We start from the raw sequence: 17,329 nt of genomic DNA on the forward strand, positions 1-17,329 counted from the left end.
TCTTCCAATTTGTGAGCGCCATCCTTTCTGCCTAGTGGTCTCGACCATTCTTTTCCATTTCATCTGAAAAGGGGGTCAAATTGGCCATTCGTTCTGGCACCCGTTGGGGTGCATATCGTACGCGAATTCTTCTGGCGGGCGTCGTCAGTTCCGCCTTCCCACTGGCATCTGCGGTTGCGGCCGAAGTCGACGCCGAGGCTGATGCTGATGCCGATCGCTACGGTCTCGCCGATATCGTTGTCACCGCCGAACGCCGCGAGGGCAACATCCAGAAGACTCCGATCGCGATCACGGCATTCGATGAAAGCCTGATCAAGCAGCAGGATATTTCCACTTTCCGGGATCTCTCCGGCCGCATTCCGGGTCTTCTCGCGCCCAAACGCTCAACCGCCTACACCACGCAGACTTACGCAATGCGCGGTATCGGTGAGACGGATACGTTCCCGGAGCCGACAGTCGCCGTTTACGTGGACGACGTCTATCTCGCGCGCACGGTGGGGTCGCTCTACGACACGCCCGATCTCGAGCGCGTGGAAGTCCTGCGCGGCCCGCAGGGGACGCTCTACGGTCGCAACTCCGCAGCAGGCGCGATCCGTTTCATCACCAAGGATCCAACCAGCGAGTTCGGTGGCAGCGCTTCGCTTTCGCTCGGCAACTACGACAATTTCGATGCGCGGCTGCGCCTGAACGGCGCGATCGTTCCGGAGCTTCTCGACGGCTCGATTTCCGTGATCCGTCATACGCGCGACGGGTGGACTCACAACGTCACGCTCGACGACGACGTGAACGATCTCGATCTCACCGTCGTTCGCGGCAAGCTGAAGGCGTATCCGTCCGATCGGCTGACGCTGACGCTCAGCGGCGACGCGATGTGGGATCGCTCGACGCCAAGCTATTACGCGCCAGTCTATCAGCCGGATGGCGTTCCCGGCAGCGGCACCAAAACCAACCCCGACCGGACATGGGCCGACCCGGAGCCGCTCAACAAGACGACGGTCTACGGCGGATCGCTCGTCGCGAAATATGAAATCGACGACAATTTCACGGTCAAATCGGTCACGGCGCTGCGTGGGATGCACGGCCCGATCAACTACGACAACGACGGCATCAGCCTTGTCAGCGCCGATAGCTGGTCCGACTTCAAGCAATATTACCGCACGCAGGAGTTCACGCTGAACGGAGAGTTCGGCAACTGGAACTTCGTTGCCGGCGTATATTATTTCTACGAGTATTTCCGTGACCTTCGCGTTCGCTGGAGCGGCACGAGCCGCACACCGAACCTCGGGCAGGTCGTCTATTCCCGCGGTGCGCTCGAGACCGAGAGCTATGCGGCGTTCGGCCAGCTGAACTACAGCTTCGACGATCGCTGGAGCGTGACGCTTGGCGGGCGCTACACGAGCGATGACCGATCCTTCAAGAACGAAGGCGCATCACGCAGCAACGTGCCTCTGGTGTACACGCCGTATCCTGACGTTGACGCGATATTCGCGAGTGCGACCAACTGGTTCTTCACGGACGAAAATGCCGATTTCTCGGCATTCAATCCCAAGGTCAGCGTGCAGTATCAGCATGATCCGAACCTGCTTCTTTATGCAAGCTATTCGCAGGGCTTCAAGAGCGGCGGTTTCGATATCCGGGCAACGACGGTGACGGCCTCGATCAACCCCTACCGCCCTCAGACGACGACAGCATACGAAGTCGGGGTCAAGACGAAACTCTTCGACAACACGCTGGTCGCGAATCTCGCGGTCTTCTACAATGAGATCGAGGATTTCCACGTTCGTGCATCAGACCTCGTCACCAGGGTCACGCAGCTTCTCAATGCGGGCGATGGACACACGCAGGGCTTCGAGCTGGAATTGAGCGCACTGCCGACGCAGCGCCTTCGTTTCGGTGCCTCGGTCGCGTATCTGGAAACGAAGTACGATACGTTTACCGCGACCTTGCCCGGAAACACGGCGGGACGAACCACGCTGATCGGTCTCGATTTCCCGTTCTCTCCCAAATGGCAGGCGGGTTTCAGCGCGACCTGGGATTTGCCGATCGATACGGCGGGTGTCTGGAGGGTCGGCGTGGACGGCCAGTATGAATCCGCACGCAAGGATCTCTACAACACGCCTGAATTGACCGTAAGGAAGCAGGCCTTCTTCAATGGATCGTTCTCCTACACCGGGGAGGACGAATCGTGGACGGCAGGAATTAATGTCAAAAACATCTTCGACCTGCGCCGCAACCAGGCGGGCGGTTACGCTCCAACCTCGGGCCCGAACGGGAACTACTATTTCGCCTATAACGAACCGAGAATGATCAACGTGTTCATTCGCAAGAACTTCTGAATCTATACACCAAAACCTGAAAGCCTGTTCGGCGGGCTTTCAGGTTTTCTCTTTGGCCGAAGTTCGACCCGGTTGGCTGTTGTCAGTCGTCGAGATTGCGATTGAGTGCGCGCAGCGTTCGGTTCAGGCGTGTCACGTCGTCGGCCGGGATGTTGCCGAATGTGCGGGTATAGAGGCCGTCCGCCACGGCCCACGCCTGCTGGCCCGCGCGTCTGCCCGCATCTGTCAGCTCGACTTCGGTGACGCGCCGGTCCGACGCGCTCTGGCGGCAGTGGACGAGACCGTCGCTCTGCATCCGCTGGACGATCCGGGTCATCGTCGGCAGCTTGACGATGGCGTTGTCGGCGATTTCGCTGACGCTCAGCACCTTGTCGCCGCGCAGGCTCATCAGCACGCGCCAGCGGGGAATATCGAGCCCGAGCGCCTTCAGCGCGATCTCCATCTCGTGGAGATAGCGGCCGGTGACACGCGTCAGCCAGTAGAAGGGCCAGCGTTCGATATCGAATTCGCCGGAGGCTGAGATCGCGCTGGGCACCTGTTCTGTCATCGACCTGCCGGCTAGAGGTAGAGGTTGATATCTCCGCGCATGGCATCGCAGTCAAGCAGCTCCACCCGCTTCAGCGCGATGCGGAAGGAGTCGCCTTCCGTCACGAGACGGTGGGTGACGAAGCCCTCGAAGCGCGTGGTACGGTCGCGTTGATACTCGGCTGCCATCAGCCGCGAGCTGACGGTGATCGTGTTTGCCTCCGCATCGCGCGCGTCGATGCAGACGTTCACGACGATGCGCCAGCCGCGCGGGCCGCCCTGCAGCGAAAATGCGCTGGTATCGGCGAAGCGGCGGATACGGATTTCGCGGAGCAGGGCATTCTCGTAGATGAGAGAGACATGCCGCAGCGGATCATCCTGCCCCGGCGCGGCCGGCATCCAGTAGATACCGTCGGGCGTGAACAGCGCATCCCATGCCGCCCAGTCGCGCGCATCGAGCAGGCGCGCTTCGTGGACGAGAAAATCCTCGACCTTACGGAGATCGACGTTCATGCGGCGGTCTCCATGTAAGCGGCCCATGTCCGGTACTGGTTGCGGAACACGAGGTCGCTTGTGCCCATCGCCGACCATCCGCCGTCCGCGTTCGGCTGTTCCTTGCCCATGTGGCGCTGCATGTTCACCCATTCCACCTTTTCCGACATCAGGCCGGTCTGGATGCGCTGGTATGCCTCATGATCATCCGGACCCACCAGATTGGCCGAGGAATTTATGAGGTTGCAGTAGAGGATCGAGCGTTCCAGCAATTCGTCGGGCGCGCCTTTCATGCGGAATGTCCAGGATTCGACGAGCGTGCGATCCACCGCGATCGGCTTGATCACACGGATCGTCTGGATGGGGCCTTTCAGCGTAAGGCTCGGATAGACGATCGTGTTGTGGCGGTTCATCGAAAAGATTTCCCGCGCGCGCGCTTCGCCGTACGCGGCGTTCATCGCGTCGTTGTAAGCATCGATTTCCGAATAGCGCGAATGGATGCTCACCGTGCCGCCCGAATAGCTGTGCCCGCCCGGGAAGGCGTGGATGCCCATGTCTTCGAAGAACTCGTAATTGCTGGTGAAAGGCCCGAGGATCTCGATCGCCGCCGGAAGTTTCTCGCCCTTGCCGAAATGCCGGTTGGCGACGCTGCGTGCGGTGCCGGAGGATGACATGTGCGTCACCATCGGGTGCATCAGGTCATTCAGATTCTCGAGGAATATCTTCCAGTTGCAGCGGTGCATGTAGCGCAGCACACCGCCTGTTACCTCCAGTTCGCCCTCGGGCGAGCGGTCCGCCATATTGTCGATCGAGGAATCGACACCCTTCAGCCATTCCTGAAAAGGCGGGGCTTCGTTGGCGAGGCAGGCGAAGACGAAACCGCGATAGGATGCGACGTTCGCCACCCGCGTCATGCTCGCATCCGGGCTGTGCTTGCCGATGCACGTCCCTTCGTATCCGTCGTCGAGCGGAATGGTCCGTACCGCGCCGTCGCGCTGGAAGATCCAGCCGTGATAGGCGCAGCGGAACATGCGGGCGTTGCCCTGTCCCTCGGGCACGACCTGCGCGCCCTTGTGGGGGCAGCGATTGTAGAGCAGGTGGACCGCGCCCTTGTCGCGCACCATCAGCAGCGGCTGCCGCGCGATCGATGCGGTGATGAAATCGCCGTCGTTCGGCACCTGGCTCTCGTGGCCGACATAGATCCACGTCGCGCCGAAGATGTTCTGTATCTCCAGCTCGAAGATCGCCGGATCGGTATAGACGCTGCGATGAACGCGGTCGTCTTCGACAAGGCCTGATGTGATGGACATGGATGGTCCTCCCAATCAAAATTCAAAGCGTGATCGAGCCAATGCTGGCGCCCCCGCACACGAAAAGATTCTGGCCGGTGATGAAGCCGGTGTCGTCTCCCAGAAAGAAGCGCACGGCCGCCGCGACATCTTCCGGCGTTCCGACACGCCCCACGGGGATCGAAGCGGCGACATTGCGTTTGCGCTCCGATCCGTCCGGGATCAGTTCGTGGAACATGTCGGTTTCGATGGGACCGGGGGACACGACGTTCACCGTGATGCCATGGCCAGCAAGTTCTAGCGCCCATGTGCGCGCCATGCCGATCATTCCGGCCTTGGTCGCGGCGTATGCGGTGCGGCCCTGCAGGCCGAGCGCGCCGCGCGAGGAAATCAGAACGATACGGCCCTTACCGACTGCCTTCATTCCCGGCAGCAGCGCCTGCCCGATGTGGATGGCCGCGCGCAGATGAAGGTCGACGAGATGATCGAGATCATCGTCCTTTACCGCTTCGAACGGCGCGGGCCGGATCACCCCGGCGTTGTGGACGAAGCCCGTGATGCTAAGCCCGGCCGCCTCGGTGCAGATGCGCGTAAGGTCTGCGCGGTCGGTGAGATCGCCGATAATCGTTTGCAACCGCTCGTGCGTGAAATCGGGCATTCGGCGCGACACGTTGATCACCCGCGCGCCGCCTTCCAGAAGGCTTTGGCTGATCGCGGCGCCGATCCCGGCATTGCCGCCCGTCACCAGAATTGCGTGCTTCCGATCAGGCATCGGATAGGTCTCTCTCTGCGGTGAAAATCTGGTTCTGCTCTGCATCGCTCGTGGCGTGCAGGACGACCCGGTCGCCCGGCTGAACGTGCCCGAGGAAAGCGATCACGCGCACACCGGCATCAAGCGCAACCGTGCCAATCCGGAGTGGGAGCGCGGTGGCGGGATCGAGCGAACGATGCAGCGTCGTGGCGGCAAGCAGCCGCCCGCGCCCGCTGTCCTCCGCCCAGATGAGTTCATCCCGCAGGCAGGTGCGGCACAGATCGCGCGCGGGATATTGGTGCGCGCCGCAGGCCGTGCAGGTCTGAAGGCGGATCGTCATGCCATCCCCTCCAGCAGCATCGCACCGCTCGCGAGGCAGCGGTCATAGGTGACCATGCCGTAACCGCTCGCGAGCGCGATGCGTGCACCGGGAACCTGCCGCCCAAGCGGTTGCCGCGTCACCTGCCGCAGCGCCTCCACGACCGGGAGGAAACCGCCCGCCGCGCCCGCCTGTCCGCAGGAAAGCTGACCGCCGCAGCTGTTGTGCGGAAAGTCGCCCTCCACTGTCAGGTCGTGTGTGCGCAGAAACGCCGGCGCTTCGCCCTTGCCACAAAAGCCGAGGTCCTCGATCTGCATGGCGACGATCACGGGATAGTCATCATAGGTTTGCAGGCAATCGACCGCATCGGGGCCGAGGTCCGCCTGCGCGTAGAGCGCGTCGCGGTCCATCGCCCAACCGCCGCGCTCGGCGAGCGGGTCTTCGAAGAAGGCATTGTGTCGCTCGATCGTGCCGCGAATGCGCGCGTGCTTCAGCCCGAGTGCGCGCGCGCGCTCGTCGCTCATCACCAGAAATGCCTCGGCGCCCGCGCAGGGCAGAACGCAGTCGAACAGATGGAGCGGTTCGGCGATCGGCGGCGCCGCGAGGTAGTCGTCGATGCTGAGGGGTTTCGCGCCGAGCAGCGCATTGGGATTGCCGCGCGCATTGGTGCGCTGCGCAACGGCGATCCGTCCGAAGTCGGCGCGTTCCGCACCGAATCTGCGCATGTAATTGTCGGTGATCAGCGCGAACACGCCGTTGGGGCCGCCCGCGCCATAGGGATAAACGGCGGCGCTCGAAAAGCGGCTGAAATCCTTCACGAGGCTTGAAAAGCTGGCGCTGCCCGCCGTGTCCCCCGCGATGCAGGCAACGATGTTCGCGTCGCCGTCCTGCACGGCGCGCGCGGCGCGGCGCAGCGCCATCACGCCGCTCGCGCCCCCCGTCGGCAGCCATTCGATCCAGCGCGGCGACATGTCGAAATGCTCGGTCAGCGCGATCGTCGTGTCGCTCCCCAGCGAAAAGGACGAAACCGCGAGCCCGTCGATCGCGTCCTTTTCGAGCCCGCTCGCATCGAGAAGCGCGCGCAGCGCCGAACCGATGAACCAGTGCGCGGGCTTATCGCTGCGTCGGGCATAGGGCACCGTCACCGGGCACGCCACGGCTACGCCCTGATAGTCGCGCGCGCCGCTCATGCCGCCTTCGGTGCGCGCTTCAGCGCGCGCGCATCGAAGGCCTCGCCCTTTGCGTGCAGGCTGCGGCCGAGCGAGCGGATTTCGCCGCGCTGCAATTTCTGTGATGCCGTCGTCGGCAGATGATCGACGAACGCGACGTAACCGGGCGCCTTGAAATAGGCGAGCCTTTCGAGGCAGTGGTTCACGAGATCGGTCGCGAGCGTCTCGCTTCCCGCGCTTCCATGGGTCTGCACCAGCGCCATCACTTCCTCGCCGCGCAGTTCGTCCTCGATCGGCAGTACGGCGCAGGCGGAAACGGATGCGTGCTGCATCAGCACGCCTTCCACCTCGACCGCCGCGATATTCTCGCCGCTGCGGCGCACGATGTTCTTGCTGCGATCCACGAAGAAGAAATTGCCCTCGGCGTCGCGTTTCACGATGTCGCCGGTGTGGAACCAGCCGTCTTCCCACGCCGCCTCGGTCGCCGCGGGGTCGCGGTAATAGCCGGAAAAGAAATGGCGGCGCGGATCGTCGCCGCGCGCGCGCACCAGAAGCTCGCCCGGCTCGCCGTCCGGCACATCGGCGCCCGTGTCGCCCGCGATGCGCACGTCGAGATGACCGGCCGCACGCCCGAAGCAGCGCGTGCCGACATGGCGCGGTTCGCGATTGGCGGTGATCCACGCGGCGGCGCCGGTTTCGGTCATCGCCCACGCCTCGATCAGCGGGAAACCGAAGCGCTCCTCGAAGCGCGCATGGTGGCGCGGATCGACCCCCGCGCCGAAACCGAACCGCACCGAGAGATCGGCCGTCTCGTCCTCCCGCTGCAGCAGGATCGCGGGCATCACGCCCAGATAATGGATCACGCTCGCGCGCGTCTCGCGCACCGTGTCCCACCAGCGCGACGCGTGGAATCGGTCGAGCTGAATGAGGCAGCTTCCCGTCATCATCGCGGCCATGAAACTGCACGCAAGCGCATTCATGTGGTTGACGGGCAGCGGCGTCAGGATGCGGTCCTCGCCCTCGCGGAATTCGCAATAGCCGCCGAGCGTCGCGTAGAAATGCCCCACCCATGTGAAATAGGCGTTGGAAAGGATGCACCCCTTCGGCTTGCCCGTCGTGCCGGAGGTGAAAAGCATCGCCGCCTCACGGCCGGCATCCGGCGTTTCGTCTTCGCTCGCCGTACGCACCGCGCGCGGGAGGTCCGCAAGCGAAGGCTCCGCGACCGGTACAGTCGTGCCGCTCAGTATCTGCGTACTCTCCAGCATGGCGCGATGTTTCGGCCATGCCACGATGGCGTCGAGATCGGCCGCCGCGACGATCGGCGCCATCTCTTCCGGCCGCATCGCGGTGTTGAGCGGCACGACGCTCGCGCCGAGCGCGTTCAGCGACAGGAAGTGCAGGAAGAAGGCGGGGTGGTTGTCGAGCGCAAGGCCGATCCGGTGTCCCTTGCCGTATCCCTGTTTGCTGTAAGCGGCCCGAAGGACTTCAACGGCCCCGGCGGCGTCCGCGAAGCTCTGCGTGAAGGGCAGGGGCTCACCGATCGCATCCGCGGGGGCATGGAGAAAGGGGCGCTCGGCCCAGCGTTCCGCTGCCGCCGCGAAGGTCAGATAGACCGAGGGTCGCGCTTCGATCGCCACGGTATGAACTCCTCTCCCCAGTGCAGAAACGATACTCAGAAAACTTGAATAATCAAGTATTATGTTATGGCGCGATACGCACGAGCGTACGATTCAGGCGGCTTTCAGCGCCTCGTCGAGCGCCTGGCCGCCTTCATCCGAAAGCGCGGCCGCGCACAAACGACTCACCTCTTCGGCCGACTGCGGCCGTGCCGCCATGATTCGTTCGAAGTTGCCGAGCCCGCGCTCGAACGTGTCGCCGTAGCCCTTGATCAGCCGCTGGCAGCGCACGAGTTCGATGGCGAGCGCGTTATCGCTCGCCGCCGCCGTCCGCACGCGGTCGAGCCATGTTTCGATCCGCGCCTGCTCGTCGGCGAAACGGAGCGACTTCGGACGCCACCTGCGCAGCCCCGCGAGCGTCCTCAGCAGGAGGAACCAGCGCAGGCTCGTCGTCTCCACGTGCCTGCCGCTTGTGAAGAAGCCGGAGGTGCTGCGGACAAGGAATTCGCTCTCAAGAATGCCCCGGCCAAGGCGCGCGGGCAAAATCTCGCAGATCTCGCGAAGCCGGGGGTGCATGAATTCGGTGATCGTCAGAAGCTGTGCGTCCGAAGCCTTCACTTCGTCCCGCACGCGTGCGATGCGCGTGTCGCGCGTCTTAAGATCGGCCACGCGGATCGAATCCTCATAGCTCATCCAGAGCGCGAGATGACGCGCGGTTTCGGCGGTGAGCGTGAAGGGGCTCCGGTCGCACGCCGCGACGCTTTCCAGCCTATCGAGGAATAGCTCCGCATAGGCTGCATCCTGATAATCCATCAGCCGCTGGATGCCGTGCAGTGCATTCGAGATTGCGGTCTCGGGCAGATTGGCGCGCGCGCGCGCTTCCAGTGCCTTGCCCGCCGTCGTCGTCGCGCTGGGAACCGCATGGCTTTCCGCCGCAGGCATCGCGACGACGCCCTGCGCCGCCTGCCATCCTGCATCGAATCCAGCGAGATTGGTCGCAACCGCGATGCCGCTGTCGCGAATGGCCTTTTCATAGAGATCACGCGCAAAGGGCAGTGCCCCGCTTCCCGCGAGCGCGCCGAACATCACGGCGCTGATCACGCTGTTGGTGCCGTCGGCTGCCGCTTCCATATCGAAACCGATGAACCGCTTCGAACGCTCGCCTGCTGCCTTCACGATCGCATCGCTGTTGCCGCGCCCGTCGCCCATCGCGGTCTTTTCGGACATGGCGTAGATACGATGCGTCGATCCGATCAGCGTCGTGCGGCCCGCCGTGGAAAAGCCGCGCAGCAGCGCCCGGCCGGTTTCCATGAGTTCGGATGCGATCACGATATCAACGTCGCCGGGTATCGGCATCTGCGCCATCACCGGGCTGCGCCCGCCGATGTCGGGCTTTGCCAGCTCGACGTAATAGACGGTCGACCCCGTCCGCTGCGCGACGCCCGGAACCGAAGTGCCCTGCGCCAGCCAGCCGTCTTCGCGCGCTATGTGCTGGATCCAGTCGGCAAGCACGCCGCCGCCCTGTCCGCCGAGGGCGAGGATCGCGATGCTGAAGCGGTTCTGCTGCATGGTCAGAAGGCCCGGGCAAGGCGCGCGCGCGTCTCGCGCCGCTGAAGACCGCCGATGATCGCCTGCCGCATCCTCATCCACGCACGCTCCATGCGGCCCGGATTGGAAACGATGCTGGCGCGGTAGAAGCTCGGGCACAGCACCGCCGCGTGGCTCACCTCGCCGCACAGGCCGCAGCCGACGCAGCTGTTCTCCACGTGCGCCACCGGGTCCCGCCGCAGCGGATCGGGATTGGGCTTGATCGAAAGCGAAGGGCAGCCCGAAAGCCGGATGCAGCTATGGTCGCCGGTGCAGGTGTCACTGTCGACACCGAAGCGCTCGCGCACGACGCGCTTTCCGTCCTTCTCCGCCTTCCGCATCAGCGGCTTCTCGCGCCGCTGCCGGTTGAGCATGCATTCCGACTGCGCGATGATGACCTTGGGGCCTTTCTCGGGCGCGGTCAGCGCCTCGCGCAGCGTCTCGCGCATCCGCTTGATGTCATAGGTGCGTTCGATCGTGCGCACCCACGCCCCGCCAACGCCGCGAATGGCGCGCTCGATCGGATTGCGCGTCACCCGCCGGCTGTTGTCGGCGCGCGAGGAGGGGATGTCCTGCCCGCCGGTCGCGGCCGAATAGCCGTTGTCGATCACGATGGTGACGGTGTCGTCCTTGTTGAACACCGCGTTGCCGATGCCGGAGGTGAGGCCGTTGTGCCAGAAACCGCCGTCGCCCATCACGGCGATCGCGCGTTTCCCCGTCGGCTTAAACGCGGAGGCCCCCGCCGTGCCGAGGCCGTATCCCATCGTCGTGTTGCCGATGTTGAAGGGCGGCAGGATCGAAAACAGGTGGCAGCCGATGTCGGCCGAAACGTGCGCCGGGCCAAGCTCGCGTTCGAGCAGCTTCATCGCCGTGAACACCGGCCGTTCCGGGCAGCCCGTGCAGAAGCCTGCCGGGCGCTGCGGAATCTGCCGGGCGACCGGCGCGGGCAGGGGGTCTTCCGCTGATTTCGCCGGTGCGATCTCCGGCGCCCATGCGTGGAGGAAATCCGAAAGCCCCTTGCGGATCACCTGCGCGCTATATTCCCCGGCGCGCGGCAGCATGTCCTTGCCGATGATGCGGCAATCGAGGCCGGCGCGGCGCACGAGCGTATTCAGTTCATGCTCGATGAATTCCGGCTGGCCTTCCTCCACCACCAGAACCGCCCGCTTGTCCGCGCAAAACGCGCTTACCTCGTCGGGGATCAGCGGATAGGTGACGTTCAGGCAATAGATCGGCAGCGCGCTGTCGCCGAAGGCATTCGAAAGCTCGGAGAGTTCCATCGCGCGGTTGAGATTGTTGTAAAGCCCGCCCTGCACGATGATGCCGATGCCGTGCGTCGCATCCGGCCCGAACCATTCGTTCAGATGGTGGTCGCGCACAAAAGCGATACCGGCCGGCCAGCGCTTTTCGATCTTCTCCACCTCGTGCAGAAAATTCGCAGGGGGAAGCACGATACGGTTTGTGTCGCGCTCCGGCGCGGCGGCCGCCTCCGCCACCGTCAGCTTCGGCCGCACGTTATCCTTTGCCGTGAACGATCCCGTCATGTGGCAGGACCGCACACGCAGTTGCAGCATCACCGGCGTGCTAGACGCTTCGGAAAGCGCGAAGCCCTGTTCGACCGCCGCAACAATGCTCGGCAGGTTGGGGCGAGGATCGAGCAGCCAGATCTGCGATTTCATCGCGAAGGCGTGCGTGCGCTCCTGCATGATGGAGGAGCCTTCGCCATAGTCTTCGCCGACGATGACGAGCGCGCCGCCGGTCACGCCGCCGGAGGCGACGTTGGAAAGCGCGTCCGAAGCGACGTTCGTACCGACCACGGATTTCCACACGACCGCGCCGCGCAGCGGATAATTGACGGAAGCCGCAAGCATCGCCGCCGCGCTCGCTTCCGAAGCGCTCGCCTCGAAATGCACGCCGAGGCTTTCGAGGAGATCGCTCGCGTCCGCGAACACGTCCATCAGGTGGCTGATCGGCGAACCCTGATAGCCGCCCACGTAAGCCACGCCCGATTGCAGCAGCGCCTTGGTCACGGCGAGAATGCCTTCGCCGGTGAACGTCTCGCCGTTCCCGGCGGTCAGCTTCCGCGCTTCAGCAACGAAGGAACGCTCGGCCACCGCTCACGCCTCGACGAGAGCGAGCACGCGCAGCGGACTCCCCGAGCCGCCGCGAATCTTGAGCGGCGGGCAGACGAGCACGGCGCCCGTCGCGGGAAGCTGATCGAGATTCTGCAGGCATTGCAACCCATAGCGCCCGGCGCCGTGCAGCAGCGTGTGCGCTGGATAGGCGGGCGTCAGCAGATGCGCCTGTCCAGCGTCGGTGCCGATCGTCTCAACGCCGAAGCCGAGAACGTCCCGCGCAATCAGATATTCGATTGCATCGGTCGCCGGGCCGGGCGTGTGCGCGCCGTCTTCGCGGCGATTGGTGTAGGCATCCACGTCGCGTTTGGACCAGTCGGACCGGAAAAGAACCCAGCTTCCCGCCGGGATCGGGCCGTTTGCGGCTTCCCAGGCCTTCAGATGCTCTGCGGTCAGCAGGAAGTCGGGGTCAGCGGCGCATTCTCGGGAAAAGTCCAGAACGACCACGGGCGCGACGAAATTCGCCGCGGGCACGGCGTCGACCGTGTTGTCCGGCAGGTCGCGGCCGCTCACCCAGTGGACCGGCGCATCGAAATGCGTGCCGGTGTGCTCGCCCACGGTGAAATTGTTCCAGTGCCACGCGACGCCGCGGTCGTCGTAGCGGGAGATTTCCTGCCGCGAGAATGCCGCCGTCTGCCCGAACGGTTCAGGCAGCACCAGCAGCGGCGTGTCTTCCGAAAGCGTCTGCGTCAGGTCGACGACCTTGACGTCGCCGCGTGACAACGCCTGTGCAAGCCCTGCGAGAATCGGCGCGCTGGACATAATCCCTCCTCCAGATCATGAAGCGGTACTATGCTTGGATAAACTTGCATATGCAAGTAAATTCGGTTGCGCGTCGAAGGAGTTCAAGGTGGCCGAGGATTTGCGTGCCTATGGCGATCCGGGATCGGATGACTTCCGGGTGGATAACTATCCGTTCTACCTGCTGAATCGTACGGTCAGCCGCTACAACGTGATCATCGAGGCGGAACTCCGCGCCATCGGCATCGATATCCCGACATGGCGCGTGCTCATGATTCTGGGTGAGGCGGAGCCGCAGTCGATCGGCCAGGTCGCGAAGCTCGCGGTCATCAATGTTTCCACGCTGATGCGTGTTGTGGAGCGGATGGAGAAGGCGGGCCTCGTCGAAACGCTACCGTCCGCCACGGACGGGCGCGTGACGACGCTGGCGATGAAGCCTTTGGGCCGTGAAAAGCTGAAGGCGGCCCGCGCGGTAACGGCGCCGCTCTACCGGCGTCTGATCCGCGGCTTTTCGGCCCCGGATTTCAGGCGCCTGATCGATCTTCTGAACCGCCTCCAGCAAAATCTGGAATAGAGATTTCCCGGATCGTCGGATCAACCCTTGGGAACCTTCGCGGAGCCAGCGCCTTGTAACCGGGTAAAGGGTTAGCATCTGAGGAGGTTATGGCGACTCCCGAGCAGCGCGGCGCAGGCGCGGATGGGCCCCATGCCCTGCCGCTGCGGGCATGGCGGGAAATCCTTTTCCGTGTCTGGCAGGCGAACGGCACGCACAACCTGTCGCTGATGGCGGCGGGGGTCGCGTTCTATGCGTTCCTGTCGTTCGTTCCCCTGCTTGGCGCGCTCGTGATGAGCTATGGCCTCGTCGCCGATCCTGCCGCCGTTGCCGATCACATGCGCCTCATCATCGAACTCGTGCCGACCGAGGCGGCCCGGCTCATCTACGAACAATTGCTCAACCTCACCCGTGCGGCTGCAACGGCAAAGGGCCTCGGCCTCGCCATCGCGATCGGCATTTCGATCTTCGGCGCAAGCCGCGCCGCGCGCGCCGTTATGACGGCGCTGAACGTCATCTACGAAGAGCGGGATACGCGCGGTATCGTTCGCGGTGCGGCGGTTTCGGCCATTCTCGTGGTCGGCGCCGTGCTCCTCGGCATCTTCGGCCTGCTCGCGGCCTCGGCGCTGGGCTTCGCGCGCGAACTTGCCGAAGGGCTGGGGGCCGTTGCCGCGCTTCTGATGCGGATCGTCACCTGGGTGTGCGCCGGGGTTTTCTGCAGCTTCACCATCGCGGCCATGTACCGTTTCGCGCCGCACCGGGCGGATGCGCGCTGGCGGTGGCTGACGATCGGTTCGCTGCTGGCGACCGTGATGTGGCTTGTCGCGACGCTGGGTTTTGGCGTCTACGTCGCCGAATTCGGGTCGTATCAGACGACCTACGGGTCGCTTGGCGCGGTCGTGGTGCTGCTGATGTGGCTCTATGTTTCCGCCTATGCGGTGTTGCTCGGCGGGCTTATCAACGCCGAGGCCGAGCGCCAGACGGCGTGCGATACGACGACAGGCGCGCCGCGCCCGATCGGCCGGCGCGGGGCCGCCGTGGCCGACATGAGCGTGGCTGCGGATATCTACCCTGCGCATGGACACGCCCGGCGATAGGGCAAAGCCGTGCCGCCGCCGGAGGCTTGCACTCCATGACGGATTGATTATATACCGCTCGATATGGAAACGGTCGCAACCCCCGTCAAAGGACGTCCGCGCGAGTTTTGCGTCGATATGGCGCTTGCCGCCGCGCTCCGCGTGTTCTGGAGCAAGGGCTACGAAGGTGCGTCGCTCAATGACCTCACCGAGGCGATGGGCATCACGCGGCCCAGCCTGTATGCGGCGTTCGGCAACAAGGAGGCGCTGTTCCGCAAGGCGCTCGATCTCTACGAGACCGAAAAGCTCGCCTACGTGGGCAAGTCGCTGGCGGAGCCGACCGCGCGCGGCGTCGCCGAACATTTGCTGCGCGGCAGCATGGAAAACCAGACGAGTACCTGCGAGCCGCATGGCTGTCTGGGCGTGATCAGCTCGGTCGCGTGCGGCGAGGAGGCCGAGTGCATCCGTCTCGAGGTGCTGGAACGCGGCAAGGTCGCGCGGCGCGCGCTCGTCGAACGCTTCGAGCGCGCGAAGGTGGAGGGAGACCTCCCCGAAAGCGTGGATGTGGAGGGGCTGACCAGCTTTCTCTACGCACTTTTGCAGGGCATGGCGGTTCAGGCCGGGGCGGGCGCGACCCGCGCCGACCTTGAGCGGATGATCGACACCAGCATGATCATGTGGCCTTCGAAATAACAGCTTCAGCGTACCGCCAATAAATATTTATCGACCGGTACAAAAAGCTGTTGACGCACCGCAGCACGGTTTATATACCTAGAGGTACAGAAGGTGGGCGGTCATCCCGACCGGCCACGGCATCGAAAGGAAACCGATGCGACACTGCGATATTCACAAGGGCTGACACAGGACGTCAACGTCCGTTTCAACCTGAAAATCCATAGCCGACGATTGCCGGGCAGGGCCTTTCGCGCTGCGTGAGGCCGTGTGCCCGGCGATCATCATCCCAAACCGACGCCGCGACGAGACGCGGCGAACGAAGGCGCGCGCGCCTTGATCAAGGAGGCTTGCACCATGGCCTATCTCGCCTTCACGGATGTTCTCGGCGCTGCGGCTCCGGCCATTCCCCAACCCCAGCCCTTATCCTCGTCCCCCGCTGCCGACCGTCCCAGGGCCCGTTTCTCGGCCCTGGAATGGTCGGTGGTCGCCCTCGCCGAGCGCGACAGTCTTTCGACGCTGCAATCTCCCGGCCGCGTCGCCGTCGCGCTCGGCACCCTCTTTGGAAGCCGGCCCAATCCGCAGCTCGCGGATTCGAAGCTGGAAGCGCTGCGCAAGATCGCCGTGCTCACGTGGCATCAGGGCTATCATATCGCCGAGTCCGCAATCCGCGGCTTCCTTGGCGCTGGCTTCACCCAGGATCACTACGCGCTGCTTGCGAGCAGCATCACCAATGCACGCGCCCGCCGCGACCGAAGGAATTCCCGATGAATATGATGACCAGGATCGAAGCCGACGCCGCGGCACCATCGCCCGTACGGCGCAGGTTCTCGGAACGCCCGCTTTGGCAGCATCTTTCCGCAGCCGCACTCCCGGTGATCGCTGTCGTGGCGGTCGGCATTCTGAACCGTGAATCGCCCGCGATCGCGGCGGCACCGCCGCCCACGGTCACCATCGCCGCGCCGCTCGTGCGCGATGTGACCGAGTGGGACGACCATGTCGGCCGGTTCGAGCCTTCAAGCAGCGTCGAAGTCCGGCCGCGCGTTTCGGGCGCCGTGACTGCGGTTCACTTCACCGACGGCGCGATCGTGCAGAAGGGCCAGTTGCTCTTCACCATCGATTCACGGCCATTCACCGCTTCCCTTGCCGAAGCCCGCGCCGGAGCCGCGCAGGCGCGGAGCGACGTTGCCCTCGCAGAAGCCGATCTCGAACGCGCCAACCGGCTCCTTGCCGATGATGCCGTTTCACAAAGTGATCTCGATCGTCTCGCCGCCCGCGTCCGTGCCGCCCGCGCGTCGCTCGCGGCAGCCGACGCCCGCATCGGTGCCCGCGCGCTGGATGTTCAGTTCACCGAAGTTCGCGCGCCGATCACCGGACGCATTTCGGACCGCCGCGTCGATGCGGGCAATATCGTCTCCACTGCCGATTCCGGCGGCGGCACGCTGCTCACCACGATCAATGCGCTCGATCCGATCTACTTCACGTTCGACAGTTCGGAAGCGCTGTTCCTGAAAGCGCAACGCGAACGGCAGAAGGCGGGCAGCGCGCAGCAGGTCGAGATCCGGTTGCAGGACGAAACCGGCTACACCTGGAAGGGTCATGTCGATTTCACCGACAACGGGATCAGCGCCCAGTCCGGCACGATCCGCGCCCGCGCCGTGGTCGCCAATCCGGACTATTTCCTTACCCCCGGCATGTTCGGCAACATGCGGCTGACGGACGGTTCGCCCGCCCGCGCGCTGCTCGTTCCCGATGCCGCCGTCCGCACCGATCAGGCGCGCAAGGTGGTCTATGTGGTCGGCAAGGACGGCACCGTCGCCGCGCGCGAAGTCTCGCCCGGTCCGCGCATCGGCAGCCTGCGCAGTATCCGCGCGGGTCTCTCGGCCGAGGACAAGGTCGTGATCCAGGGCCTCCAGATGGTGCAGCCCGGCGCAAAGGTCACCGCGCGCGTCGCCAGGATCGATCCGCCGGGCGCCGTTCCGACAACCGCTGTACCCGTAAACGAACCTGCGGCCTCGCAGGCGACCATCGCCACGCTCTGATCCGCCGCCACAACAAACGAAGACCA

At 64.4% G+C, this 17,329-nt stretch carries 16 protein-coding genes; 6 read left to right on the plus strand and 10 right to left on the minus strand.

Features of this window, described 5'->3' with window-relative positions; translation table 11 throughout:
• Positions 1-80: 80 nt before the first annotated feature.
• Positions 81-2,336 (plus strand): TonB-dependent receptor, encoded by a 2,256-nt coding sequence (locus ACFQ00_RS10255; protein WP_381489919.1) that lies wholly within the window; start codon positions 81-83, stop codon positions 2,334-2,336.
• 82 nt (positions 2,337-2,418) lie between these two features.
• On the opposite strand, the gene ACFQ00_RS10260 is transcribed toward ACFQ00_RS10255, so the two are convergent.
• From ACFQ00_RS10260 to ACFQ00_RS10305, 10 genes are all read right to left on the minus strand, one after another.
• Positions 2,419-2,883 carry a MarR family winged helix-turn-helix transcriptional regulator gene (locus ACFQ00_RS10260; protein ID WP_381489922.1) on the minus strand — a complete coding sequence of 155 codons (465 nt, stop codon included), beginning with the start codon at positions 2,881-2,883 and terminating at the stop codon, positions 2,419-2,421.
• 11 nt (positions 2,884-2,894) lie between these two features.
• On the minus strand, positions 2,895-3,374 hold the full coding sequence (locus tag ACFQ00_RS10265) for an aromatic-ring-hydroxylating dioxygenase subunit beta (protein ID WP_381489925.1): 480 nt from the start codon (positions 3,372-3,374) through the stop codon (positions 2,895-2,897).
• Positions 3,371-4,663 (minus strand): aromatic ring-hydroxylating dioxygenase subunit alpha, encoded by a 1,293-nt coding sequence (locus ACFQ00_RS10270; protein WP_381489928.1) that lies wholly within the window; start codon positions 4,661-4,663, stop codon positions 3,371-3,373. The genes ACFQ00_RS10265 and ACFQ00_RS10270 overlap by 4 nt, the downstream gene beginning before the upstream one ends.
• A 22-nt stretch (positions 4,664-4,685) precedes the next feature.
• A complete protein-coding gene (locus ACFQ00_RS10275) occupies positions 4,686-5,414 on the minus strand; it encodes an SDR family oxidoreductase (protein ID WP_381489930.1) in 729 nt (242 codons plus the stop codon).
• Positions 5,407-5,733 (minus strand): Zn-ribbon domain-containing OB-fold protein, encoded by a 327-nt coding sequence (locus ACFQ00_RS10280; RefSeq protein ID WP_381489933.1) that lies wholly within the window; start codon positions 5,731-5,733, stop codon positions 5,407-5,409. Before ACFQ00_RS10280 ends, ACFQ00_RS10275 begins: the two co-directional genes overlap by 8 nt.
• Positions 5,730-6,902: a thiolase family protein gene (locus ACFQ00_RS10285; RefSeq protein WP_381489936.1), complete on the minus strand. Its 1,173-nt coding sequence runs from the start codon at positions 6,900-6,902 to the stop codon at positions 5,730-5,732. The genes ACFQ00_RS10280 and ACFQ00_RS10285 overlap by 4 nt, the downstream gene beginning before the upstream one ends.
• The gene (locus ACFQ00_RS10290; RefSeq protein WP_381489939.1) at positions 6,899-8,518 is read right to left on the minus strand and encodes an AMP-binding protein; all 1,620 of its coding nucleotides are present in this window, start codon (positions 8,516-8,518) and stop codon (positions 6,899-6,901) included. The genes ACFQ00_RS10285 and ACFQ00_RS10290 overlap by 4 nt, the downstream gene beginning before the upstream one ends.
• A 93-nt stretch (positions 8,519-8,611) precedes the next feature.
• A complete protein-coding gene (locus ACFQ00_RS10295; protein ID WP_381489942.1) occupies positions 8,612-10,066 on the minus strand; it encodes an indolepyruvate oxidoreductase subunit beta family protein in 1,455 nt (484 codons plus the stop codon).
• A 2-nt stretch (positions 10,067-10,068) separates the two neighbouring features.
• A complete protein-coding gene (locus ACFQ00_RS10300; RefSeq protein WP_381489945.1) occupies positions 10,069-12,198 on the minus strand; it encodes a thiamine pyrophosphate-dependent enzyme in 2,130 nt (709 codons plus the stop codon).
• A 3-nt stretch (positions 12,199-12,201) separates the two neighbouring features.
• The gene (locus tag ACFQ00_RS10305) at positions 12,202-12,981 is read right to left on the minus strand and encodes a cyclase family protein (protein WP_381489948.1); all 780 of its coding nucleotides are present in this window, start codon (positions 12,979-12,981) and stop codon (positions 12,202-12,204) included.
• A gap of 88 nt (positions 12,982-13,069) precedes the next feature.
• On the opposite strand from ACFQ00_RS10305, the gene ACFQ00_RS10310 reads away from it, so the two are divergent.
• From ACFQ00_RS10310 to ACFQ00_RS10330, 5 genes are all read left to right on the plus strand, one after another.
• Positions 13,070-13,534 (plus strand): MarR family winged helix-turn-helix transcriptional regulator, encoded by a 465-nt coding sequence (locus ACFQ00_RS10310; RefSeq protein WP_381489950.1) that lies wholly within the window; start codon positions 13,070-13,072, stop codon positions 13,532-13,534.
• Positions 13,535-13,623: 89 nt separating this feature from the next.
• A complete protein-coding gene (locus ACFQ00_RS10315; protein WP_381489953.1) occupies positions 13,624-14,610 on the plus strand; it encodes a YihY/virulence factor BrkB family protein in 987 nt (328 codons plus the stop codon).
• 63 nt (positions 14,611-14,673) lie between these two features.
• Positions 14,674-15,282, plus strand: coding sequence for a TetR/AcrR family transcriptional regulator (locus ACFQ00_RS10320; protein WP_381489957.1), 609 nt, complete (start codon positions 14,674-14,676; stop codon positions 15,280-15,282).
• 336 nt (positions 15,283-15,618) lie between these two features.
• Positions 15,619-16,032, plus strand: coding sequence for a hypothetical protein (locus ACFQ00_RS10325; protein ID WP_381489961.1), 414 nt, complete (start codon positions 15,619-15,621; stop codon positions 16,030-16,032).
• A complete protein-coding gene (locus tag ACFQ00_RS10330; RefSeq protein ID WP_381489964.1) occupies positions 16,029-17,303 on the plus strand; it encodes an efflux RND transporter periplasmic adaptor subunit in 1,275 nt (424 codons plus the stop codon). The genes ACFQ00_RS10325 and ACFQ00_RS10330 overlap by 4 nt, the downstream gene beginning before the upstream one ends.
• Positions 17,304-17,329: the final 26 nt, after the last annotated feature.

Origin of the sequence: Sphingosinicella xenopeptidilytica, assembly GCF_042676985.1 — a bacterium.
In the GTDB taxonomy this organism is placed as follows: Bacteria; Pseudomonadota; Alphaproteobacteria; order Sphingomonadales; family Sphingomonadaceae; genus Sphingosinicella; species Sphingosinicella xenopeptidilytica.